This window comes from Pusillimonas sp. T2, from assembly GCF_002236805.1.
In the GTDB taxonomy this organism is placed as follows: Bacteria; Pseudomonadota; Gammaproteobacteria; order Burkholderiales; family Burkholderiaceae_B; genus Neopusillimonas.
This window is the reverse complement of record NZ_NIQA01000001.1, coordinates 387,773-410,246: the sequence shown is the minus strand read 5'-3', so window position 1 is coordinate 410,246 and position 22,474 is coordinate 387,773. Positions and strand designations below refer to the sequence as shown.

General features: G+C 57.7%; 21 protein-coding genes. 9 read left to right on the top strand and 12 right to left on the bottom strand.

Annotation, left to right across the window (positions count from 1 at the left end; translation table 11 throughout):
- The first annotated feature begins 142 nt into the window (after positions 1-142).
- Positions 143-2,221, top strand: coding sequence for a bifunctional diguanylate cyclase/phosphodiesterase (locus tag PuT2_RS01840; protein WP_158213992.1), 2,079 nt, complete (start codon positions 143-145; stop codon positions 2,219-2,221).
- On the opposite strand, the gene lnt is transcribed toward PuT2_RS01840, so the two are convergent.
- From lnt to miaB, 5 genes are all read right to left on the bottom strand, one after another.
- The gene (lnt, locus tag PuT2_RS01835; RefSeq protein ID WP_093969318.1) at positions 2,192-3,910 is read right to left on the bottom strand and encodes an apolipoprotein N-acyltransferase; all 1,719 of its coding nucleotides are present in this window, start codon (positions 3,908-3,910) and stop codon (positions 2,192-2,194) included. The two genes, PuT2_RS01840 and lnt, sit on opposite strands and share 30 nt — an antisense overlap.
- Positions 3,900-4,781 (bottom strand): HlyC/CorC family transporter, encoded by an 882-nt coding sequence (locus PuT2_RS01830; RefSeq protein ID WP_093969317.1) that lies wholly within the window; start codon positions 4,779-4,781, stop codon positions 3,900-3,902. The genes lnt and PuT2_RS01830 overlap by 11 nt, the downstream gene beginning before the upstream one ends.
- 70 nt (positions 4,782-4,851) lie before the next feature.
- Entirely contained in the window at positions 4,852-5,334 is a 483-nt protein-coding gene (gene ybeY, locus PuT2_RS01825; protein WP_093969316.1) for an rRNA maturation RNase YbeY, read from the bottom strand.
- Positions 5,312-6,331, bottom strand: coding sequence for a PhoH family protein (locus tag PuT2_RS01820; RefSeq protein WP_093969315.1), 1,020 nt, complete (start codon positions 6,329-6,331; stop codon positions 5,312-5,314). Before PuT2_RS01820 ends, ybeY begins: the two co-directional genes overlap by 23 nt.
- Positions 6,328-7,710, bottom strand: coding sequence for a tRNA (N6-isopentenyl adenosine(37)-C2)-methylthiotransferase MiaB (gene miaB, locus PuT2_RS01815; protein ID WP_093969314.1), 1,383 nt, complete (start codon positions 7,708-7,710; stop codon positions 6,328-6,330). Before miaB ends, PuT2_RS01820 begins: the two co-directional genes overlap by 4 nt.
- Before the next feature lie 253 nt (positions 7,711-7,963).
- On the opposite strand from miaB, the gene PuT2_RS01810 reads away from it, so the two are divergent.
- Complete coding sequence (locus tag PuT2_RS01810) at positions 7,964-9,196, top strand: sulfite oxidase (protein WP_093969313.1); 1,233 nt, start codon at positions 7,964-7,966, stop codon at positions 9,194-9,196.
- Between the two features lie 12 nt (positions 9,197-9,208).
- Entirely contained in the window at positions 9,209-9,529 is a 321-nt protein-coding gene (locus tag PuT2_RS01805; RefSeq protein WP_093969312.1) for a cytochrome c, read from the top strand.
- A gap of 142 nt (positions 9,530-9,671) precedes the next feature.
- Here PuT2_RS01805 and secF read toward each other — a convergent pair whose 3' ends face one another.
- From secF to queA, 5 genes are all read right to left on the bottom strand, one after another.
- Entirely contained in the window at positions 9,672-10,613 is a 942-nt protein-coding gene (secF, locus tag PuT2_RS01800; protein WP_093969311.1) for a protein translocase subunit SecF, read from the bottom strand.
- A 36-nt stretch (positions 10,614-10,649) separates the two neighbouring features.
- Positions 10,650-12,521: a protein translocase subunit SecD gene (gene secD / locus PuT2_RS01795; RefSeq protein WP_093969310.1), complete on the bottom strand. Its 1,872-nt coding sequence runs from the start codon at positions 12,519-12,521 to the stop codon at positions 10,650-10,652.
- A gap of 76 nt (positions 12,522-12,597) precedes the next feature.
- Positions 12,598-12,939, bottom strand: a complete 342-nt coding sequence (gene yajC / locus PuT2_RS01790; protein ID WP_093969309.1) for a preprotein translocase subunit YajC — start codon at positions 12,937-12,939, stop codon at positions 12,598-12,600.
- A 49-nt stretch (positions 12,940-12,988) separates the two neighbouring features.
- Positions 12,989-14,125 (bottom strand): tRNA guanosine(34) transglycosylase Tgt, encoded by a 1,137-nt coding sequence (gene tgt / locus PuT2_RS01785; protein WP_093969308.1) that lies wholly within the window; start codon positions 14,123-14,125, stop codon positions 12,989-12,991.
- The gene (gene queA / locus PuT2_RS01780) at positions 14,122-15,168 is read right to left on the bottom strand and encodes a tRNA preQ1(34) S-adenosylmethionine ribosyltransferase-isomerase QueA (RefSeq protein ID WP_093969307.1); all 1,047 of its coding nucleotides are present in this window, start codon (positions 15,166-15,168) and stop codon (positions 14,122-14,124) included. Before queA ends, tgt begins: the two co-directional genes overlap by 4 nt.
- 209 nt (positions 15,169-15,377) lie before the next feature.
- Here queA and dacB point away from each other — a divergent pair, with 209 nt between their 5' ends.
- The 5 genes from dacB (at position 15,378) to PuT2_RS01755 (ending at position 18,829) form a co-directional block, all read left to right on the top strand.
- Positions 15,378-16,823, top strand: coding sequence for a D-alanyl-D-alanine carboxypeptidase/D-alanyl-D-alanine-endopeptidase (gene dacB, locus PuT2_RS01775; protein WP_093969306.1), 1,446 nt, complete (start codon positions 15,378-15,380; stop codon positions 16,821-16,823).
- 126 nt (positions 16,824-16,949) lie between these two features.
- Positions 16,950-17,588, top strand: a complete 639-nt coding sequence (upp, locus tag PuT2_RS01770; RefSeq protein WP_093969305.1) for a uracil phosphoribosyltransferase — start codon at positions 16,950-16,952, stop codon at positions 17,586-17,588.
- A gap of 118 nt (positions 17,589-17,706) precedes the next feature.
- On the top strand, positions 17,707-18,021 hold the full coding sequence (locus tag PuT2_RS01765) for a YqjD family protein (protein WP_093969304.1): 315 nt from the start codon (positions 17,707-17,709) through the stop codon (positions 18,019-18,021).
- A 17-nt stretch (positions 18,022-18,038) separates the two neighbouring features.
- Positions 18,039-18,464, top strand: a complete 426-nt coding sequence (locus PuT2_RS01760; RefSeq protein WP_093969303.1) for a phage holin family protein — start codon at positions 18,039-18,041, stop codon at positions 18,462-18,464.
- The gene (locus tag PuT2_RS01755; protein WP_093969302.1) at positions 18,461-18,829 is read left to right on the top strand and encodes a hypothetical protein; all 369 of its coding nucleotides are present in this window, start codon (positions 18,461-18,463) and stop codon (positions 18,827-18,829) included. The genes PuT2_RS01760 and PuT2_RS01755 overlap by 4 nt, the downstream gene beginning before the upstream one ends.
- Here the strand turns inward: PuT2_RS01755 and PuT2_RS01750 are convergent, their stop codons facing one another.
- Entirely contained in the window at positions 18,830-20,374 is a 1,545-nt protein-coding gene (locus PuT2_RS01750) for a UbiD family decarboxylase (protein ID WP_093969301.1), read from the bottom strand.
- Positions 20,375-20,395: 21 nt separating this feature from the next.
- Between PuT2_RS01750 and PuT2_RS01745 the strand changes: the two genes are divergently transcribed.
- Positions 20,396-21,253, top strand: a complete 858-nt coding sequence (locus PuT2_RS01745) for a lytic transglycosylase domain-containing protein (protein WP_093969300.1) — start codon at positions 20,396-20,398, stop codon at positions 21,251-21,253.
- Positions 21,254-21,310: 57 nt separating this feature from the next.
- Here PuT2_RS01745 and PuT2_RS01740 read toward each other — a convergent pair whose 3' ends face one another.
- Positions 21,311-22,468, bottom strand: a complete 1,158-nt coding sequence (locus PuT2_RS01740) for a pyridoxal phosphate-dependent aminotransferase (RefSeq protein ID WP_093969299.1) — start codon at positions 22,466-22,468, stop codon at positions 21,311-21,313.
- Positions 22,469-22,474 lie beyond the last annotated feature (6 nt).

The following is a 22,474-nucleotide window of genomic DNA, read 5'->3' as shown; positions in this document are numbered from 1 at the left end:
GACGATGGTGTTGTCACGGTGGTTTTGCTTGGGGCGGGAATTTGTTTGCATATGCGTTGATCAATGACAAGCGAATGAATCATTACTCCTTCATAATTAAGGGTTAATCTTTCTGTTTCTCCTGGTTATGTCAGAGCTACTTATGCAGGTGCCCCCCACGTGTACCGACCCGCTGTCTGAAGAAGGCTCCCTTTTCAAAGGGCTGGCCGAAAATGCCATGGTGGGCGTTTACGTTGTTTATCAGGGTCGGTTTTTGTACGTCAATGCCAAGTTGCTCGATATGTTGGGGTATGCGCGTGCCGAAATGGTGCAGCGTATGTCGTTGTTCGATATCGTGGCCCACGACGAAAAGCACTTGGTCGAGGCCCACCTGAAGCGGACGATGTTGGGCGATATCTCGCAGTTTCACTACGAGCGCAAGGCACTGAAAAAAGACGGCTCTTTTATTGACGTCGAGGTGTATTGTTCGCGCATGGTGTTTGGCGGGCAGGTGGCATTGGTCGGTTTGATGCTTGACATCACTCAGCGCAAGGCAGATGCCGAATCGGCGCATCTGGCGTCGTTGGTGTACAAGCACAGCAGTGAAGCCATGGTCATTACCGACTCTAATGGCGTCATCATTACGGTTAATCCGTCGTTTACCGACATCACCGGGTACTCCCTCGACGAGGTCTTGGGGCAACGGCTCAATATTCTTAGTTCCGGTCGTCACCCCGAAACCTTCTACCGCGAGATGTGGGGGCACTTGGCTAAAACCGGCAAGTGGCGGGGTGAAATCTGGAATCGCCGTAAAAATGGCGAAGAATACGCCGAAAGTCTGGTGATCAATACGTCTTATAACGACGATGGTTCGGTACGGTGTCGTATCGGTGTTTTTTCCGATATCACCACCAAAAAAGAGAACGAGCAGTTCATTTGGCGCCAGGCTAATTACGACTTCCTTACGGGGTTGCCTAATCGCAAGCTGCTCGAAGACCGCCTGGCCATCGAGTTGGCCCGGGCGAATCGTTCAAAGACAGAGGTCGCACTTATTTTCCTTGACCTGGATTTTTTCAAAGAGGTCAACGATAGTATGGGGCATGCCATGGGCGACGAGCTTTTGCGGCAGGTAGCCCGTCGGCTGACGCAGTGTGTGCGGGAAGCCGATACAGTCGCGCGTTTGGGCGGGGACGAGTTCGTCATTATTACCGGTGGCCTGACCGACCGCGCGGTAGTGCGCCGTATTTGCGAGCAGGTGCTGCAGTCGCTGGCCAAGCCCTATCGCCTGAAAGACCAGTTGGCGTATGTGTCGGCCAGTGTGGGGGTGGCTTTTTACCCTGGCGATTCAAAAGACCAGGAACAACTGATGCAGCATGCCGATCTGGCGATGTACGCAGCCAAAGATGCGGGCAGAAGCCAATTTCGTTTCTATGACGTCAAGATGCGCGAAGCAGTGCGCGAACGTTGGCAGTTGTCGCGAGATCTGCTTGGCGCGCTTGAAACAGGGCAGTTCGAACTGCATTATCAGCCGGTTATTGACTTGGCGACGGGTCGCATTGCGAAAGCCGAGGCGCTTATTCGCTGGCGTCACCCCGATCGCGGCTTTGTCAGTCCGGCCCAGTTCATCCCGTTTGCCGAAGACAACGGAATCATTATTGGCATTGGCAACTGGGTGTTCGACGAGGCGACTCGCCAGTTGGTTGCCTGGCGCAATCTGGGGTTCGAGGACTTCAATGTGGGCATCAACGTATCGCCCGTACAGTTGCGTGGCGAAGGGCTCGATCACCGTCAATGGTTGCAGCGTCTACAAGACCTGGGCTTGCCGCCTGGCCAGTTGGTGGTTGAGCTTACCGAAAGGGTGCTGATGGACGTAGCACCCATTGTTACCGAAAAGCTTCTGGCGTTTCGCGATGCTGGGGTTCAGGTTGCGCTCGATGACTTCGGTACCGGCTATTCGTCGCTGTCATACCTTAAAAAATTCGACATCGATTACCTGAAGATCGATCAGTCATTTGTGCGCAACTTGGCCGAAGGCTCTGAAGATATGGCGTTGTGCGAGGCCATGATCATGATGGCCCATAAATTAGGCCTGCAGGTGATTGCCGAAGGTGTTGAGATGGCTCATCAGCGCGATTTGCTTAAAGGCATCGGTTGCGATTTTGCCCAGGGGTATCTGTTTTCTAAACCCGTACCTGCCGCCGCATTTACCGAACTACTCAGGTCGGGCCTTGCGGGCAATTAATGCGGCGGTAGCCAGGCTCAAGAGTGCCAGCAGCAGGGCCGGAATGTTGCCCCAGCGTACATAGGGCGTTAGGCCCTGAGTGCCCTGCACCTCAACATCAAGTACGCCTGGTTGTAGTGGTGTCAATACGGCCCTGACCTTGCCGTCAGGGTCGATAGCTGCAGTCATGCCGGTGTTGGTGGCGCGCAGCATGGGGCGCGCCGTTTCAAGTGCCCGCATACGGGCAATTTGAAGGTGCTGCTGCAATGCCCACGACTGGCCAAACCACGCCAGGTTGCTGACATTGACCAGTAAACTGGCGCCCGGGTCGGTGCCGTTGATCGATCGTACGCCTTCGATAATTTCTTCGCCGAACACGTCTTCGTAGCAGATGTTGGGCGCAATATGTTGCCCCGCAAGACTGAACGAGGGTTGTCGGGTTTGGCCCCGGTTGAAGTCGCCCAACGGAATATTCAAGGCGTCGACAAACCAGCGGAAGCCGGGTGGGATGAACTCGCCGAACGGCACCAGATGATGCTTGTCATAACGATAGCTTGCCGTGCCCGCCTGAAGGCTGGCCAGCGGTGTCGAGCCGTTGAATGCAATGACGCTATTCGTGTAACGATCTTCACCATTGTTGGTGTGTAGCGGAATCCCCATTAACAGTGTGGCTTGTCGAGCGTTGGCGACGTCAAGCCAGCGCTGCCAGGTTTGTGGCGCGATGCGGTTCTGAAACAAGGGTATGACCGTTTCGGGCAAGATAATCATGGCTGGGTTGGCACCGGCTTCTTTTGGGGGCAGGCCCGCCAGTTGAAGGTAGGTGTCTATACCTTGCTGCAAATGATGCGGATCAAACTTAAGGGATTGCTCGATATTGCCTTGCACCAGCCTGACCAGCATGGGGTTGCCCAACGGTTGCCACCAGCGGATTTGCGCCAGGCCAAGGCCTCCGATGACCAGCCCGATGGCGCAAACGACCGTCATGGCCGCCGGCGATTCGCTGGGCGACTTTTGGGCTTGCATCAGTAAGGCGATGGCTCCTGCAGTAAATGCTGCGACCCAGGCTACGCCGTAAACGCCAAGTACCGACGCCCAGCCACTAAATGGGCCATCGGCGTGGGCGTAGCCGATGTTCATCCAGGGGAAACCGGTGAACAAGGTGCCACGCAGCCATTCGGCGAGCATCCAGAGCGAGGCCCAGGTGGTTGCTGTTAGCAGGAACGTCGAAAAGCCGGCGGGGGCCGCAAGCGCGGGCGCTTCGGCTTGTTGTGGCGCTGCGGCGTCGGGCTTGGCGATGACCGTGTTTATGCGCGGTGCCGCCAAGCGTGCAAGAAATGGACGGCAAAATTTATAGGTAAGGCCAGTGACCAGCGCAACGAATAGCGCTTTGCCGGCCGCCATTAAAAAGACCGCCACCCCTGAAAGCACAGGATGCAGGCCGCCATATGTGTGCAGGCTGATGTAGATCCAGTAAAGCCCCAATGCGAAGTTGCCCAGGCCGAAAAGGAATCCGCTGAGGGCAGCCTGACGGACCGTGCCCGAACGCCATACCCATAATGCCAGAAAGGTAAGGGTCAGCACTTGTACATACGGCAACAGCCAGGCGGGCAGGGGGCCGTCGGAGAAACTGAAGGCATGTGCCGCGCCAATAAGTAGCGGCTGCAAGGTGCGCCGGGCGTGATTCAGCCCGGCGAAAAGGTTACTGCGCATCGGAGGGGGTCAGCAGGGAGGTTTCGTCGTGTTGGATGTTAAGCCACAGTACACGCTTGGTGTCGGCGCCTACCACGGTGATGTTCAGGCCTTCACGGTTGATGGTGTCACCCCGGCGGGGAATATGCCCTAGTTCTGCCGTGATCCAGCCGCCCAAGGTGTCGTAGTCGTCGTTGGGCAGGGTGGTATTGAATGCCCGATTGAAGACGTCGATTTCGGTGATCCCCATGGCTCGCCAGTTGTTGCTGCCTGTCTGGAAGATGGTTTTTTCGGCCTCTTCGTCGAACTCGTCCTCGATGTCGCCGACGATCTGTTCCAGTACGTCTTCCATGGTAACCAGCCCTGCGGTACCACCGTGTTCGTTGATGACAATGGCCAGGTGGTTGCGGTTGTTGCGGAATTCGTGCAACAGTACATTAAGCCGCTTTGACTCGGGGATAAACACGGCCGGGCGCACAAGGGGGCGCAAGTCAATAGACGGGTTGGTGATGGTGAGCAACAAATCTTTAGCCAGCAAGATGCCGACAATGTTGTCGCGATCGTTCTCGTAGATTGGAAAGCGCGAGTGGCCGGTTTCGATGATTTCGGGCAAGAGCTCGGCCAACGGTTTGCTGATGTCGAGCATGTCCATTTTAGAGCGCGGCACCATGATGTCGCCCGCTGTCTGGTTGGCTACATCTAGCGCGCCGGAGATCATCGAAAACGAGTCGTCGTCGATTACGTGACGGTCGTGTGCAGTTTCGAGCAGTGCACGTATGTCTTCGCGGTTTTCGGGTTCGGGACGGATGCGTGAGACCAGTCGGCCCAGCAAGGATTTTGACGCCGGTTTACCCGGTCGGGGTTCTGTATCGGGAGGTTGTGAGTCTGACATTGTCAGGAAGACGAGTTGATCAAGCCCCTAGCATAACGGAAATTTGTGACGATTTCAGGCGGCGTGCGTCTTAGGTGTTATACGGGTCCGGGATGTTCAGGCGCGCCAGCAGCCGGGTTTCGAGGGATTCCATTTCGTGGGCTTGTGCGTCGTCGAGGTGGTCGTAACCCAGGGCGTGCAGCACGCCGTGAATGGTCAGGTGCGCGGCATGATGTAGTACGGGCTTGCCATGTTGCCGGGCCTCGTCGAGCAGCACGGGGTGGCACAACACAATGTCTGCGCGCAGCGTGCCCTCGGGGTCAATGCCATACTCGAATGTCAGTACGTTGGTGGCATAGGCCTTGTCGCGAAACTGGTGATTGAGCTCGCGCCCTTCGTCTGCGTCGACAATCCGCAGACTGAGCTCGACGCGCTCGGCGTCGGGCTCGACCCACTGGTAGATATTGTTGAGCGCGCTTCTAACCCAGTTGCGCAAACGCCAGCGGGGTAATTCGGGTGCGTTGGTGCCGTACTGTACCGACAGGCTGAAATCAGGGTGTGGATGGCTTGTCATTGGCTTTTTCGTAGGCGTCGACGATGCGAGCGACCAGCGGGTGACGCACAACGTCGCGGCTGGTGAAGCGTGTGGTGGCAATGCCCTGCACCGATGTCAGTACATCAAGCGCATGTGTCAGGCCGCTGGGGTGCCCTTTAGGTAAATCGATTTGAGACGGGTCGCCATTGATGACGGCCTTGCTGCCAAAGCCGATACGCGTCAGGAACATTTTCATTTGTTCTGGCGTTGTGTTCTGGGCTTCGTCGAGAATGACAAACGCATGGTTCAGCGTGCGGCCGCGCATATAGGCTAGCGGGGCGATTTCGATGGTTTGCTTTTCGAACAGGCGTTGGACTTTTTCGAAACCCATCAGGTCGTAAAGGGCGTCGTAAAGGGGCCGCAGGTAAGGATCAACTTTCTGGGCCAGATCGCCTGGCAAAAAGCCCAATCGTTCGCCCGCCTCGACCGCGGGGCGGGTGAGCACCAGGCGTTGTACTGATTCTCGTTCGAGCGCGTCGATGGCACAAGCCACGGCCAGCCAGGTTTTGCCCGTACCTGCGGGGCCGACACCAAAGGTGATGTCGTGCTTGAGAATGTTGTTGAGGTATTCACGCTGGCGGGGCGTGCGCGGCCGTAGGTCGGTGCGCCGGGTACGCAAGACCAGGTCCGAGCTCAGGTCGTCGACAGGCGGGATCTCGGGTAACGGCTCGGGCGGCTCGGGTTCGGCAGGCAATTGTGTTCGGCCTGCGCCCAGTTCGACCAGGCCCAATTGGATATCATCAATGGTCAAGGCTTTATGCACGGCCCGATCATGAAACCATTGAACGGCTTTGGCTGCAGCCTTGGCTTGCTCGCCTTCGACGGTGATTTGACTGCCGCGACGGCTCAAGGAGACATTCCAGCCCTCGGCAATTTGACGCAAGTTGTCGTCGAGCGGGCCGCACAGATTGGCGAGGTGCATATTGTCGCCGTCGAGGCGCAATGTTACGGCCTTGCCGCGTCGGGTTTGTGTCATGAGTGCAGTTCGCCTTTAAGCGTATTGGTGTTGGTTTGTGTGACTTTGACGTCGACCATCTGGCCAATAAGCGCCGCCGATGCGGGGAAGTTGATGATCCGGTTGTTCTCGGTGCGGCCCATCAGTTCGTTCGGGTCGCGACGCGACGGCCGTTCGGCAAGGACGCGCTGTACTGTGCCCACCATGTCGGCACTGATAGCGGCGGCATGTTCGTTGATCAGCGCCTGCAAACGGTACAAGCGCTCAAGTTTTTGTTCTTTTGTGGTGTTGTCTTCGAGGTCGGCGGCAGGCGTGCCTGGGCGACGCGAATAGATGAACGAAAACGATTGGTCGAAGCCCACGTCGCGGATGAGTTTCAGGGTTTGCTCGAAGTCTTCTTCGGTTTCACCGGGGAAGCCCACAATGAAGTCGGACGAGAGCGTCATGCCCGGACGTGCAGCCTTCAGGCGACGCACAATAGACTTGAATTCGAGACCCGTGTAGCCCCGCTTCATGGCGGCCAGGACGCGATCGCTGCCTGCCTGAACGGGCAGGTGCAAAAAGGGCACCAGCTTGGGCAGCTTGCCGTGCGCCTCGATAAGGCGGGTGGTCATCTCTTTGGGGTGCGAGGTCGTGTAGCGGATGCGCTCGATCCCGGGAATATCGTGGATGTATTCAAGCAGCATGGCGAAATCGGCGATGTCGCTTGTGTCGCCCATAGGGCCTCGGTACGCATTGACGTTCTGCCCCAGCAACGTAATTTCTTTAACGCCCTGGTCGGCCAGGTCGGCGACTTCGGTCAGCACATCATCGAACGGACGGGAGATTTCTTCGCCGCGGGTATAGGGCACGACGCAGAAAGTGCAGTATTTGCTGCAGCCTTCCATGATGGACACAAATGCCGTCGGGCCCTCGATGCGGGCGGGCGGCAGGGCATCGAATTTTTCGATTTCGGGAAAGCTGATGTCTACCTGTGAGCGCCCGGTACGGCGACGTTGTTCGATGAGCTGTGGCAGGCGGTGCAGGGTTTGCGGCCCGAACACAACATCGACATAGGGCGCGCGATGCACGATAGCTTCGCCTTCTTGACTGGCGACACAGCCGCCTACACCGATGACCAAGTTGGGGTTTTGCTGTTTCAGATGCTGTACGCGGCCCAGGTCTGAAAAAACTTTTTCTTGTGCCTTTTCGCGCACCGAACAGGTGTTGAACAGAATGACGTCGGCTTCTTCGGGGTTTTGGGTAATCTCCAGACCGCGATCGCCGCGCAGAACGTCGGCCATTTTGTCGGAATCGTATTCGTTCATCTGGCAACCGAAGGTTTTGATGAACAGCTTGCGCGGGCCAGTGGCGCCGTCGGCTTTGGGCGGGTTAATGCGCTTGAGGGGAGTTTCTTGCATGATTTTAGCCGTGACGGGTGTTTATCCCGGGGGCATTAATAGTGGAAAACCCTTTATTTTAACGTGTACAGGATTTTTTCAGGCGATTTGGTTGACCAAACCTATGTCAGCGGCCCTGTCATTGGTTTCGCAGGGTCGTTGATGTCACCCATTGTGCCTATAATGTTCCGGATCCATCATGGAAATAAGCTAATAACACCAAGATATATTGAGCTGGTGTGAAGGTTTTCCCGATTTACACAAGGAGGTTGTCATGTCTGAACAAATCAATGTGCCGCGTCGTCGCGTTATGGCCGCAGCAGGTGCTGCGGCTGCTTGGGTGGGGGTAGGCGGTGTGGCCCGCGCTGACTCTACCGAACCGGCCTCGCAATCGAATCCCGGCCCAGTGTCGGCGGCTAAGCCGCTGCCCGACTACGCCAAATGGAAAAATGCCGATAGCCTGATCGTACATAGCGCCAACACTATTGAAACGCGCCGCGATGCGTTTGGTAGCAGTGTGGTTACCCCGCTCGACCGTCTGTTCATTCGTAATAACGTCAGTCCGCCGCCCGAGTCCATCATGGCCGACCCCGACGGCTGGACACTTGAGGTTAACGGCGTGGGTAAGCCGGCTAAATTAACCGTGGCCCAGCTTAAAACGCTGGGGCTTCAGGCGTTGCCCATGGTGTTGCAGTGTTCGGGTAATGGTCGCGCGTACTTCCAACACAAGCCCAGCGGCACGCAGTGGCAGGTTGGGGCAGCGGGTTGCGTTATCTTTACGGGTGTACCTGTGGCCGCCGTTGTCGAGGCCTTGGGTGGTGTAACCGATGGCATGGTCTACATGACGGGTACAGGCGGTGAAGAGATCCCCGCCGGGCTTGACCCCAAGACGGTGCAAGTAGAACGCTCGGTGCCGCTAGACGCCATGAAAGACGCCATCCTGGCCTGGGAAATCAACGGCGAGCCGCTGCCTTTGGCGCATGGCGGCCCATTGCGGTTGATTGTGCCCGGCTACACCGGCGTAAATAACGTCAAGTACCTGAAGCAACTGGCTTTTACCAAAGAGCAGTCCCCTGCCAGCATTCAGCAAAACAGCTATCGCATGACCGATATTGGCGTCAAAGGCGGCCCACAGTTCCCCGCCGTCTGGGAAATGCCGCCCAAGTCCTGGGTTACATTGCCTTCCGACCCTGCCAAGCCCATTAAGGCCGGTAAAGTTGTCATTACGGGTTTGGCCATGGGTGGTATCGATGCAGCCACCAAAATCGAGGTTTCGGTTAACGGCGGTAAAGACTGGCAAGAGGCACGGTTTGTCGGCCCCGACCTGGGTAAGTATGCTTGGCGGCAGTTTGCCCTGACAGCAGACTTAAAACCCGGCAGCTACAATATTGCCAGCCGCACCACCAACGCCAAGGGCGAAACGCAACCAGCCGACCGTGTTGAGAACAATCGTGGCTACAACAACAACAGCTGGCGTGACCATATGGTCGCCATCAAGGTCGTTTAATAAGGAAACACAATGAAATTTGCAGCATTAGTTGCCGCTGCTGCGTTATCCATGGCAGGCGCGCCTGCCATGGCCGACGATGCGCAGTTGGCTCGTGGTAAAGAACTCTTCATGAGCAAGGCTGTACCGGCCTGTGCGGTTTGTCATACATTGGCCGATGCCGGTGCCAGTGGCGCCATTGGTCCTAACCTCGACGAGCTCAAACCTGACGCGGCTCGCGTTATGAAGGCGCTTAAAGAGGGCCTGGGCACCATGCCGTCGTTTGCAGCAACGCTTAACGCCGCTGACATGGAAGCCGTTACGGCCTACGTAGTGCACGCTACGTCTAAGTAAGTTTGGCCTGAAACGCCAATAAAAAAAATGCCCCGGTTTTTGTTAACCGGGGCATTTTTTTGTGTAGTGGTACGCGCGGCGTCAGAACATGCGTAAGCGTGTGTGGCCGCACATTAAACTGAGCGGCACACGACCATAAGAATTAGCCTTCTTCGATTTCTGCTGCAGGGTCGTCTTTTTTGACAGGCTTGACCAGGTCTTCGCGCTTGACGCCCAGCCACATGGCAATAGCGGCTGCCACAAAAACCGACGAATAAATACCGAACCAGATGCCGATGGTAAGCGCCATCGCAAAATAGTGAAGGGTGGGGCCACCAAAAATCAGCATGGAAATCACCATGATTTGCGTCGAACCGTGGGTGATGACGGTTCGGGAAATCGTCTGGGTGATGGCGCCGTCGATGACTTCGCTGACGCTGGCCTTGCGTTGTTTGCGGAAGTTTTCGCGGATGCGGTCCATGATGACGACTGATTCGTTGACCGAGTAACCCAGTACGGCAAGGACACCAGCCAGAACAGCCAGTGAAAATTCCCATTGGAAGAAGGCGAAGACCCCGAGAATAATAACGACGTCGTGCAAGTTGGCGACAACGCCCGCCAATGCGAACTTCCATTCGAACCGCATGGCCAGGTAAATCATGATGCCGATGACCACGCACAGCAGCGCCATAAGACCATTGTTGACCAGTTCCTGGCCGATTTGCGGCCCCACGAACTCGACGCGACGCAATTCGACGTCGGGGCTTTGCGCCTTAAGTGCCTCGAAGACGCGTTCGCTTTGTTGGGCGGTGTTCTCGCCTTCGCGCAGGGGCAAGCGTATCAGGACGTCTTGCGACGTACCGAAGTTCTGGACTTGGTAGTCGGTGTAGCCCAGGTCGTTCAGGCTACCGCGGATCTGGTCAAGCTGGGCGGCCTGCTGGTAGTGTGTTTCCATGACTGTGCCGCCGGTAAATTCGATGGACAGATGAAAGCCACGCGTGGCGATAAAGAACACGGCCAGCAAGAATGTGATCAAACTGATGGCGTTCAGCACCAACGCGTGGCGCATGAACGGGATGGTACGGTGAATGCGGAAAAATTCCATGGTGTCGTTGCCTGATACTTAAGTTGCTGGGGGCGCTTAGTCTTGTTTCGGCTTCCAGATTTGGCCGATGGAAATGCTTTGCAGCTTGCGTTTGCGCCCGTACCACAGGTTGGCCAGCGCACGTACGCCCACCACCGAAGAGAACATTGACGTCAGAATACCGATGCAGTGAACGACGGCGAACCCGCGTACCGGACCCGAGCCGAAGGCCAGCAGGGCCAGACCCACGATAAGGGTGGTCAGGTTGGAGTCGAGAATTGTTGCCCAGGCGCGTTCGAAACCTTGATGAATGGCCTGTTGCGGCGGTAGCCCGGCCCGAAGCTCTTCGCGGATACGTTCGTTGATAAGTACGTTGGAGTCGATAGCCATGCCTAGCGTAAGGGCAATAGCCGCAATACCGGGTAGGGTTAGCGTAGCTTGCAGCATCGACAGCGCTGCCAGCAAGAGCAATACGTTGAAGGTCAGGCCTAGCGTAGAGAAAATGCCGAACAGGTGGTAATAGACCATGATGAACAGGGCCAGGGCAATAAACCCGTACAGGGTCGAGTAAAAGCCCATCTTGATGTTTTCGGCACCGAGGCTAGGGCCAATAGTGCGTTCTTCGATGATGTTCATGGGCGCTGCCAGCGAGCCGGCGCGCAGCAGCAGGGCAATGTCGGCCGCTTCCTGGGCATTCATGCTGCCGGTAATTTGTACCTGACCCCCGGGGATTTCGCTGCGAATGACGGGGGCGGTGACGACCTGGCCTTTGCCTTTCTCGAACAGCAGAATGGCCATGCGTTTATTGATGTTGTCGCGGGTGACATCGCGGAAAATACGCGCGCCCTTGGCGTCGAGCGTCAGGTTGACTGAAGGCTGTTGCGTTTGCTGGTCTCGGCCAGGCTGGGCGTCTTGAAGATTTTCGCCGGTAAGAATAACCTGGCGGCGCAGCAGCAGAGGGCGCCCGTTGGTGTCTTCGAAGCGTTCGAGCCCGAACGGTACAGTGCCCGCAGCAAGTGCGTTTTGGGCCGACTGCGAGTCTTCAACCATACGAATTTCGAGTGTTGCTGTGCGACCCAGGATTTCTTTGGCCTTGGCAACATCTTGAACGCCGGGCAACTGAACAACGATACGATCGGCGCCTTGTTGCTGAATGACCGGTTCGGCCACACCCAGTTCGTTAATACGGTTATGTAGCGTGGTGATGTTTTGCTTTAGGGCGTTGTTCTGAACTTCGGTAATAGCGGTTTCGGTCAGGCGGCCGGTCAGCACTTCGGTGCTACCGGCAGTAGAAGCCGTGAAGGCCATTTCTGGCAGACGGCTGCGCAAGGTCGTCAGGGCGCTGTCGCGCGCCTGGGCGTTGGCAAAACGTGCAACAACCGACAGGCCTTCGCGCTCTATGCCGGAGTTTTCGACGCGATTTTCGCGCAAAATTGTACGTACGTCGTTTGACAGGGCATCGTAGCGGCCGGTCAGGGCGCCTTGCATGTCGACTTGCAACAAGAAGTGCACGCCACCGCGCAGGTCGAGGCCCAGGTACATAGGGTTGGCGCCCAGGGCAGTCAGCCAATCGGGCGATGCAGACAGCAAGTTAAGGGCGACGGTGTAGCTGGGGTCGGCTGGGTTGGGGTTAAAGGCTTTTTCCAGGACGTCGCGTGCCTTGAGCTGGGTGTCGGTCGAATCGAAGCGGATACGAACGGCCCCCACCGGGCCATTTTGTTCGAAATAGGCGCCCGTGGCGTTGATGCCCTCGGCGCGCAAGACGTCTTGGGCCCGCTGAAGCGTACCCATATCGACTTTCACCGATGTTTTCGCACCTGCAATCTGGACGGCCGGAGATTCACCGAAAAAATTGGGCAGCGTGTAGATAAACCCGATGATGACGGCGGCCAGGACGATCAGGTACTTCCAGAGAGGATAGCGATTCATGGTGAGTCGGTGATTAAGACATGAACGAGCCCCGGCGCATTAAAGAATGGCCGGGGCGACGATAGGCGCAATGCGCTTAAAGCGATTTGATGGTGCCCTTGGGCAGCACCGAAGTGACGGAGGCGCGCTGCAACAGTACTTCGACGGGCTTCTCGGCCAACGAGGAGACTTCGATGGTGATATAGCTGTCGGTGACTTTGGTGACTTTACCCAGCAGGCCGCCGGACGTGATGACCTCGTCGCCTTTGGCCAGATTGGCCACCAGGTTGCGGTGCTCTTTCTGACGCTTCATTTGGGGGCGAATCATCAGGAAGTACAGGATCACGAACATCAGGATGATGGGCAGCATACCCATCAGGGCGTTACCTTCGGCGGGGGCCTGGGCGATGATCTGTACAAGTGTGTCTGTGGCGGACATTCAATGACTCCTGGGAATAAAGTTAATTTTCTATTGTAGCGATATCTGGCTAGCTGATGCCCCGGGCACGATCTTCGTGAAATTTCGCTTTCCATTGGGCAAATGTACCGGCTTCTATGGCTGCTCGCATTTCGGCCATTATCTTTAAGTAAAAGTGCAGATTGTGCAAGGTGTTCAAGCGGGAACCGGTGATTTCATTTGCTTTTTGCAGGTGGTGCAGGTAGGCGCGTGAAAAGTGTGTGCAGGTGTGGCAGTCGCAGCTGGGGTCGAGCGGGCGGGTGTCGTCCCGATAGCGGGCATTACGGATCTTAATGTCGCCGTAGCGTGTGAACAGCCAGCCGTTGCGAGCGTTACGGGTGGGCATGACGCAATCGAACATGTCAACGCCCTGGCTCACGCCTTCGACCAGGTCTTCGGGTGTGCCTACGCCCATCAGGTAGCGCGGCGCGTTTTCGGGCAGCCGCGGGGCGACGTGCGCCAGAATGCGCATCATGTCTTCTTTGGGTTCGCCGACAGACAAGCCACCAATGGCATAACCATGAAAACCGATGTCGACCAGCCCGGCTAAAGACTCGTCGCGTAACGACTCGAACATGCCGCCTTGCACAATGCCGAACAGCGCATTGGGGTTTTCGAGCTGATTGAACGCATCGCGTGAGCGTTTGGCCCACCGTAAAGACATGCGCATCGACCGCGCAGCTTCTTCTGCCGTGGCGGGGCGTCCGTCAATGGTGTAGGGGGTGCACTCGTCAAACACCATGGCTATGTCGGAGTTGAGCGAGCGCTGGATGCGCATGGACTCTTCGGGGGTAAGGAATAGGCGCGCGCCATCAATGGGCGAGGCGAACTTCACCCCTTCTTCGGTAATTTTGCGCAAGCCGTTCAGGCTGAATACCTGAAACCCACCCGAATCGGTCAGGATGGGCTTGGGCCATTGCATGAATCCATGCAGGCCACCGTGCTTTTCCATGATTTCGGTGCCCGGGCGCAACCACAAATGAAAGGTGTTGCCCAGCACAATCTGCGCGCCGATGTCGTCGAGCTCGTGCGGCAGCATGGCTTTAACGCTGCCATAGGTGCCCACGGGCATGAAAATTGGGGTCTGAACAACCCCGTGGTTAAGCGTGATTTGGCCGCGGCGTGCCTGGCCGTCGGTGTGGAGCAGTTTGAAATTTAGGCCGGTCATGAGTGTGGGCTTTCGATGAGCATGGCATCGCCGTAGCTGAAGAAACGGTAACGCTGGGTGACGGCGTGCGCATACGCCTGACGGATAGGTTCGATACCCGCCAGTGCCGACACCAGCATCATGAGCGTCGAGCGCGGCAGATGGAAGTTGGTGATCAGGGCGTCGACCAGTTGAAAGGTGTAGCCCGGCGTGATGAAAAGATTGGTGTCGCCGGTCAGGCTGTTGTTGTGGCGGTCTGACGCCAGCAGTGCAGCGGCGGACTCGAGCGCGCGGACACTGGTAGTGCCTACCGCAATGACGCGTCCCCCCTTGGCTCGTGCCTGGCGTATGCGTGCAATGACGTCTGCGTCGACACTGAAGCGTTCGTAGTGCATGACGTGTTCGCTGATTTTGTCTACCCGTACGGGCTGGAACGTACCCGCGCCGACATGAAGTGTGACGTAGCACTGCCCGATACCGGCGCTGGCCAGCTGGTCGAGCATGGGTTGGTCGAAGTGCAGCCCGGCGGTTGGTGCCGCGACGGCGCCAGGTTGTTGGGCGTACACCGTTTGATAGCGCTCGTCGTCTTCGTTGTCTGCTGCGTGCTCGATATAGGGGGGGAGCGGTGTCGCGCCGTAATGCTCAAGCAGCGTTAGTGCGTCTTCGGGAAACTCGACTTCGAAAAGCTCGCCTTGGCGACCCGTTACTGTCATGGTGAACGCGTCGGCGATGCGCAGCCGGGTGCCCGGCTTTGGCGACTTGCTGGCTTTGATGTGAGCCAGTCCCCGGTTGATGTCTGTGATGCGTTCAATCAGCAGTTCGACCTTGCCGCCGCTTTCTTTGTGGCCGCGCAGCCGGGCCTTGATGACTTTGGTATTGTTGAATACCAGCAGGTCATTGGGGCGCAGCAAGTCGGGCAGGTCGGTAAATTGCCGGTCGTGCAGCTGGCTGGCTTTGTCGAGGTGCAGCAAGCGGCTAGCGGTGCGTTCGGCCGCCGGCTTTTGGGCAATCAGTTCGGGGGGGAGCTCGTAATCGAACGCCGCCAGGTCAAGGTCGTGTGTCACGTAATGGCGCAAAGAAAAGCGTTGTTTTTAATACCGGGGCAAACCACGGGGTGGGGTGTGTGCCGGGGCAAGGGTAACCCACTATTTTAAGCGCTTGTGTCAAAATTGCAGTTGGGCCAACTGGGCGGTTAGTTCCGTCGGTTCGCATAAGGGTAAAACCGGCTCGGTTTTATGACGGTGGGGTATCAGGCATGGTTTCAGGGGTAGTCATGGCGAGTTCAGCCAAATGGCGTGGTTTTCGATCGGTGTCTTCATGGGCAGGGGCGCTGGCCTTGGCGCTTATGGCTGGCGCGGCCTTCGGGCAGGGGCTGCCGCCCGAGCTCCAGCAGGCGTGGCGTGCAACGCGGCTTGCCGAAGCCGAAGTGTCCATTGTGGTGCAGGAACTCAATGGTCCGCGGTTGGTATCTATTAATGCTGATCAGGCTCGCAACCCTGCGTCGGTCATGAAAATGGTCACGACCTGGACAGCGCTTTCAGGATTGGGGCCCGAATATCGCTGGCGCACGGCGTTTTTTGCCGATGGCGACGGCCGGCCCGACGCCCAGGGTACCCTCAAAGGGCCGCTATATCTCAAAGCGGGCGGGGATCCTTTCTTAACTGTCCAAGAGCTTTGGTCATTGTTGCGCGAACTTCGGCTGCGCGGCATTAAAAATTTGTCGGAAGTCGTTGTTGACCGATCCCTGTTTGGCCGTGTTGCCATCGATACCGGTGCCTTCGACAATGCACCCGATCGCCCTTACAACGCCAGTCCAGATGCGTTGATGGTGGGGCTGGGCGCGGTCCGCTTGTCGTTCCAGCCCGATCCAGTCGCTCGGAAATGGGTGACGGTAATCGATCCGCCTTCTCGCGACATCCGGGTTGTGGGCGAGGTTGCCTGGACAGATCAAGTGTGTCCAGGCTCGCCTCGCGTGGGGGCGGTTGTCGTGCCTGCCGGTAACGGGGCCACAATTCAGGTCTCGGGCGCTGCAGCCGGCTCGTGTGGCGAGTTCAGTGTGTACCGCGTTGCGCTCACGCAGCCAGCGCACTTCGAAACCTTATTCCGGTCATTGTGGTCCGAGCTTGGCGGCACTTTGGGTAAAGGGTTTCGAGATGGCGTTACGCCATCCCGCGCGGCATTGGTGGCATGGCATGACTCCGAAACCTTGTCGGACACTATCCGGCATGTGAACAAGTACAGCAATAATGTGATGGCGCGGACGCTGCTACTGACTCTCGGAGCCGAACAGTTGGGCAACGGGGCGACACCCCAACGCGGGGCCCAGGCCGCTGAGGCCGTCTTGCGCGAACAGGGTGTCGATACGCGCGGCTGGCTGATCGACAACGGCGCGGGCCTGTCGCGCGAGGCCCGGCTGACGGCCAATGGTCTGGCGCAAATGCTGACGGCTGCCTGGAATTCGCCCATGATGCCGGAGTTCATGTCGTCGCTGGCTATTGTCGGTGTTGACGGTACGGTGCGACGCCGTTTGCGGTCCGACGAAGCCCGGGGGCGTGCCCATCTGAAAACCGGCACTTTGCGCGACGTGCGAGCGGTGGCGGGTTATGTTCTGGGGGCCAGCGGTAAGCGATACTTAATAATCAGCATGGCCAATGGCGAGCGCGCTACGGCTATCCGGCCGTTCGACGATGCGTTAATCAGTTGGCTCAGCGAACGGTGATCAGGGCATCGTCCGATCGATTTGCCCTTCGATATTAGTGATGGGCTGGGGTGGTTGCCAACGGTCGCTGGTAAACGCATTAAACTTTCATAAAACGATTACCGATATTTATTGCAGGAAGCTGTTATGCCCATCCATGAAATTCGCCACCCCCTGATTCGTCACAAACTGGGCTTGATGCGTCGTGCCGATTTAAGCACTAAAAATTTCCGTGAAATGTCGCAAGAAATTGCGGCGCTGCTTACCTACGAGGCGACCAAAGATCTGCCCCTGGAGCCTAACCAGGTTCAGGGGTGGTGCGGCGAAATCGAAGTCGAGAAACTTGCCGGAAAAAAAGTGACCGTGGTCCCTATTTTGCGCGCGGGCATCGGTATGCTCGATGGCGTGTTAACGCTGGTGCCGGGTGCGAAGGTCAGCGCTGTGGGCATTGCCCGCAACGAGGAAACCCTTCAGGCGCAAACTTACCTTGAGCGTCTGGCCGGCTCTCTTGAGCAGCGCCTGGCTCTGATTGTCGACCCCATGCTGGCCACGGGCGGTTCGATGGTGGCCACCATCGATATGCTTAAAAAGGCGGGTGCGGTCAATATCCGTGCTCTGGTGCTGGTGGCGGCCCCCGAAGGCATCAAGGCCGTCGAAACCTCCCACCCCGACGTGCATATTTACACCGCGTCCATCGATAGTCATCTTAACGAAGATGGCTATATTATTCCGGGCTTGGGCGACGCCGGTGACCGCATTTTTGGCACTCGCCAGAAAGAAGACTGACGCCAAAACACGGGCATGACAATTAAGCTTTTTTGCCGGCCTTTAACAATTGTCAATTTTTTGCGGCCCGATTGCGTTAGTATGAAGACTGATACACAACCTTTCCAAGGAGAGTTTCATGGCTAAGAATGATTTGAAAGCGCAAGAAGAAGAGTTCATCGACAGCGTCAAAGACAGTCTCGACGACGCTGAAAAATTGCTGCGCGAAGCTGCGCAGGCAACCGGTGACAAGGCCACCGAATTGCGTGAGCGTGCCATGCTCTCGTTGCGTCGCACCCGCGAAGCCCTTTACGACACTCAAGACGCCATGCTCGAACGCGGCCGCCGTGCTGCCCGCGTTACCGACGAATACGTTCACGACAACCCCTGGCAGGCTATCGGTATTGCCGGCCTGACTGGCTTGCTTATCGGCATGCTCATCAGCCGCCGCTAAGCCGGACGTCGCGCCTTATGGCATTACGTCAGTCCGTCAGCGATCTGTCCGTAACGTTTCTTTCGGCAGTTCGCACCCGCCTCGAACTTTTTTCCCTCGAGGCGGCCGAGCAGCGCGCCCGTCTGGTCAGCATGCTGGCCATGGCGTTTGGCGCGCTGGTATGTCTTACGCTGGCCTTATTTGTTTTTACGTTGCTCGTAGCGCTGTATTTTTGGCCTACCGAATACCGCTACATGGCCCTTGGTGTGCTGGCACTGCTTTACGCTATCGCCGGGGGCGGTCTTTTGTGGGCGGTACGTCATGCGCTGGTTAATGGTCCGCCGCCTTTCTCCGCCACCCTCGACGAACTTCGCCGCGATGCCGATTTGCTGGTTCGGGTGCGTGAACCCGCCCGTACTTCGACCGACAGCGACACCTCCGACCGTTTGCAGGGGGGGCTATGAGCAAGAGTATGTCTCGCGCTGAGGCCCGTGAATTACGTATCGAGCTCTTGCGTGCGCGTGCCGCTATCGAGCGTCAAAATTTACGCAAGTATTCGGCGGGCTTGGTCAACGATCTGTCGCCGGGCAATTTGGTGCGCGGTGTTTTGCCGCGCGGCCTGGGTGAGGGCGGGGCCAGTAACCTGCTGATGCAGGGAGTGGGGCTGTTGACGCGTTATCCGTTTCTGGTGTCTAGCGTTACAGGTCTGTTGTCGGGCCGCGGGCGTGGCAAAGCTGGCAAGCGGCTATTCCGGGCGCTGTTGGGCGGCTTGCTGGGTTGGCAAGCCTTGCGCATGGCCCGGCGCAACAAAACGTCGGGCGCTGACTAATTACAGACCCAACTGCCCCCACATGGCGTCGACCCGTTTTTTTACATCGTCATCCATGGCAATAGGTACGCCCCATTCGCGCTGGGTTTCACCAGGCCATTTGTTGGTGGCGTCCAGGCCCATTTTGCCGCCCAAGCCCGATACGGGCGAGGCAAAGTCCAGGTAATCAATCGGTGTGTTTTCGACCAGGACCGTGTCACGTACCGGGTCCATACGCGTGGTCATGGCCCACACTACCTCTTGCCAATTGCGGGTGTCGATGTCCTCATCGACCACCACAATGAATTTGGTGTACATGAACTGACGTAACACGCTCCACAGGCCAAACATGACCCGTTTGGCGTGGCCAGGGTACTGTTTACGTATCGACACCACCGCCAGACGATAACTGCAGCCTTCAGGCGGCAAATAAAAATCGACAATCTCGGGAAGTTGGCGTTTGAGGAGCGGTACGAACACTTCGTTCAGGGCGACGCCCAATACAGCTGGCTCGTCTGGGGGTTTGCCGGTGTAGGTGCTGTGGTAAGTCGGGTTGCGCCGCATGGTGATGCGCTCGACGGTAAATACCGGAAACCAGTCTTGTTCGTTGTAGTAGCCGGTGTGGTCGCCGTAAGGCCCCTCGAGTGCCATTTCGTAGGCGGCGCCTTTGGGTGGGGTGACGCCGTCTGGAACAGACAACGGCATGGCATCAGGGTGGTCGGCCGGCAAGATGTGACCTTCGAGCACAATTTCGGCGTAAGCCGGTACCGACAGATCACTGCCAATGGCTTTGGTCAGCTCGGTGCGCGACCCGCGCAACAGACCCGCAAATTGATACTCTGACAGGCTGTCAGGTACCGGCGTCACGGCCCCCAGGATGGTGGCGGGGTCTGTGCCCAGCGCTACGGCAATCGGAAACGGTTTGCCTGGGTTGGCCAGGGCGTGATCACGGAAATCGAGGGCACCGCCCCGGTGCGATAGCCACCGCATAATGAGCTTGTTGCGTCCGACGAGCTGTTGGCGGTATATACCCAGGTTTTGCCGCTTGGCGTTAGGGCCCCGGGTAATGACCAGCCCCCAGGTTAACAATGGGGCAACGTCGCCTGGCCAGCAGTGCTGCAGGGGGATGTCGTTCAGGTTGACGTCTTTGCCTTCCAGAACAATGTCGTGGCACGGAGCGCCTTTGACATTTTTGGGGCTCATGTCCCAAAGCGCCGACTTGAGCATCGATACCTTAGCCAAGGCGTCTCGCAGTCCTTTAGGGGCCTCGGGCTCGCGTAGCGATGCCAGCAGTTCGCCAATATCCCGCAGTGCGCCGACGTCTTCAGCACCCATGCCCAAGGCTACCCGACGGGGTGTGCCGAACAAGTTGGCCAGCACCGGCATTTTGGCAGGTGCATTGTTGTGCGTTGCGTTTTCGAACAGCAAGGCTGGCCCTTGGTCGCGTAAAACCCGGTCGCTGATTTCCGTCATTTCGAGTTTGGTGGAAACAGCAGCCTTGATGCGCTTGAGTTCGCCATTGGCTTCCAGTTGCGTTATAAAGTCGCGTAAGTCACGATATTTCAAAAGACTCTCCAGGCAAGGCCCATGGTGCAAATCAATTCGGGTGCGGCGCTTGGCCGTGCGTTTCGAAGTTTACGACATCAGCTCAGCGAGCTGGTGCACGTGTGCGCGGTTTATCTGGGTCTTGCTGCACTGGTTACGTTTGCGCTTAGCATGACGGTGCCCGCGTTGCGCGAGCAAACCCGGCAGGTACACACCGCGCTGTTGTCCAGTTTACGTCCGGCCGCCTTGCAAGACGACCTGTTGGCCGAGCCCGGCCGCGTGTTTTCCGTTGATCGTTTGTTAGGGCAGTATCAATCTGGCGAAGCTAAGCCGCCAGTTGTCGACGGCGAGGTTGCGGCGCAGGGGCCGGGCCAACCCTCGATCGATCAGCCGTTTTCCCAGGTGTTGGCCGATGTCGACTCTTATGCCATTCCTGGCGTCAGCCGCGCTCAAAGTCAGGCACTGCGCAGCTACATAGCGCGTAAGTATCGTATTGCCCATAAGGCGGCAGGGGTACTCATTCAAAATGTTTTCAGTGTGGCTCGCGAACTCGACCTCGACCCTCAGTTGGTGCTTGCAGTCATTGCCATCGAGTCGCGCTACAACCCGTTTGCCGAAAGCCACGTCGGGGCGCAAGGCCTGATGCAGGTCATGCCAAGGGTGCACAAAGACAAATTTGAAGAGTTTGCCGAGGGGGTTGATGCCGCCTTGAATCCGTTGGCCAACATCCAGGTCGGTACCAAAATCTTGTACGACTGCATCAAGCGTCGTGGTTCGGTGCAAGGCGGGTTGGCGTGTTATGTGGGCGCTACCGGCCCCAACGATGGTGGCTACGGCGCCAAAGTACTGGCCGAACGACGTCGAATCGCTCTGGCTTCGGGTATACCCGTCGAACAGTAGTGCCACCGCACCGGCCCGGCGTGAATGCCGACCGATACGGCCGGTGCCGCGCCTGGGTTAACCCAAAAACTTCCGCATCCGGTCGACGGCTTCCTCAAGGCGATCGAGCCCCAACGTATACGAAAACCGCAGCATACGATCGGCATGAAACGGTCCGAAGTCGCGCCCGGGTACGGCGGCGACGTGCGCCTGTTTTAACAGGCGCTGAGAAAAGTCTTCGCTGTCGGTGCTGTGCTGGCTGATATCGGCATAGATATAAAACGCGCCATCAGGCGTTACCGGCACATGTAGCCCCAGTTGTTCGAGCTGTGGCAACAGGTAATCGCGTCGCTGCTGAAAAGACAGGCGGCGGTTTTCGTAGATGTGCATGACGTCGGGCTCGAAGCAGGTCAGGGCTGCATGTTGCGCCAGACTGGGGGCGCAGATGGTCAGGCTGGCTGCCAGGCGGTCGACGGCTTCGATCATGTCGGGCGGGATAATCATCCAGCCCAGTCGCCAGCCGGTCATGTGAAAATACTTCGAAAAACTGTTGATAATGATGATGTCGTCATCAAGCACTAATGCACTTTGCGGACGATCGCCGTAATACAACCCCAAGTAGATTTCATCCATGATGATGAATCCGCCGTGGCGGCGCACTTCGGCGACCAGTGCTTTCAGTTCGTCGGGTGCGATGCGCGTGCCGGTGGGGTTGCTGGGTGATGCGATCAGTACACCACGTGTGGCCGGCCCCCAATGACGGCGGACATCGTCAGCCGACAGCTGAAAACGTTGTTCGGGGGTTGAGGGTATCAAGCGCGGAATACCGCCAGCGCTGATGATGAAATTCTGGTTGGCCGGGTAGGACGGGTCGGGCAGCAACACCTCGTCGCCCGGGTTGATCAGCGCCATGGCGGCCAGCATTAGTGCGCCCGATGCGCCGGCGGTAATGACCACGCGCGATGCGTCGACAGGCGCCCCGAAAGCGGCACCGTAATATTGCGCAATGGCTTCGCGTAGCGCGCTCAGGCCCAGCGGCGGTGTGTACCCCGAAAGCCCGGCCGCTGAAGCGCGGTTCAGCGTGTCGAGTACTGGGCCGGGTGCGGTGAAGTCGGGCTCGCCAATGCCCAGACTGATAACGTCGTGCCCTTGGGCATTAAGGGCGTTGGCTTGCTTGAATAATTCGACGGCGTAGAATGGCAAAACTGCGTTGCATCGCTGGGCCAGATGAGGCATTTTGGG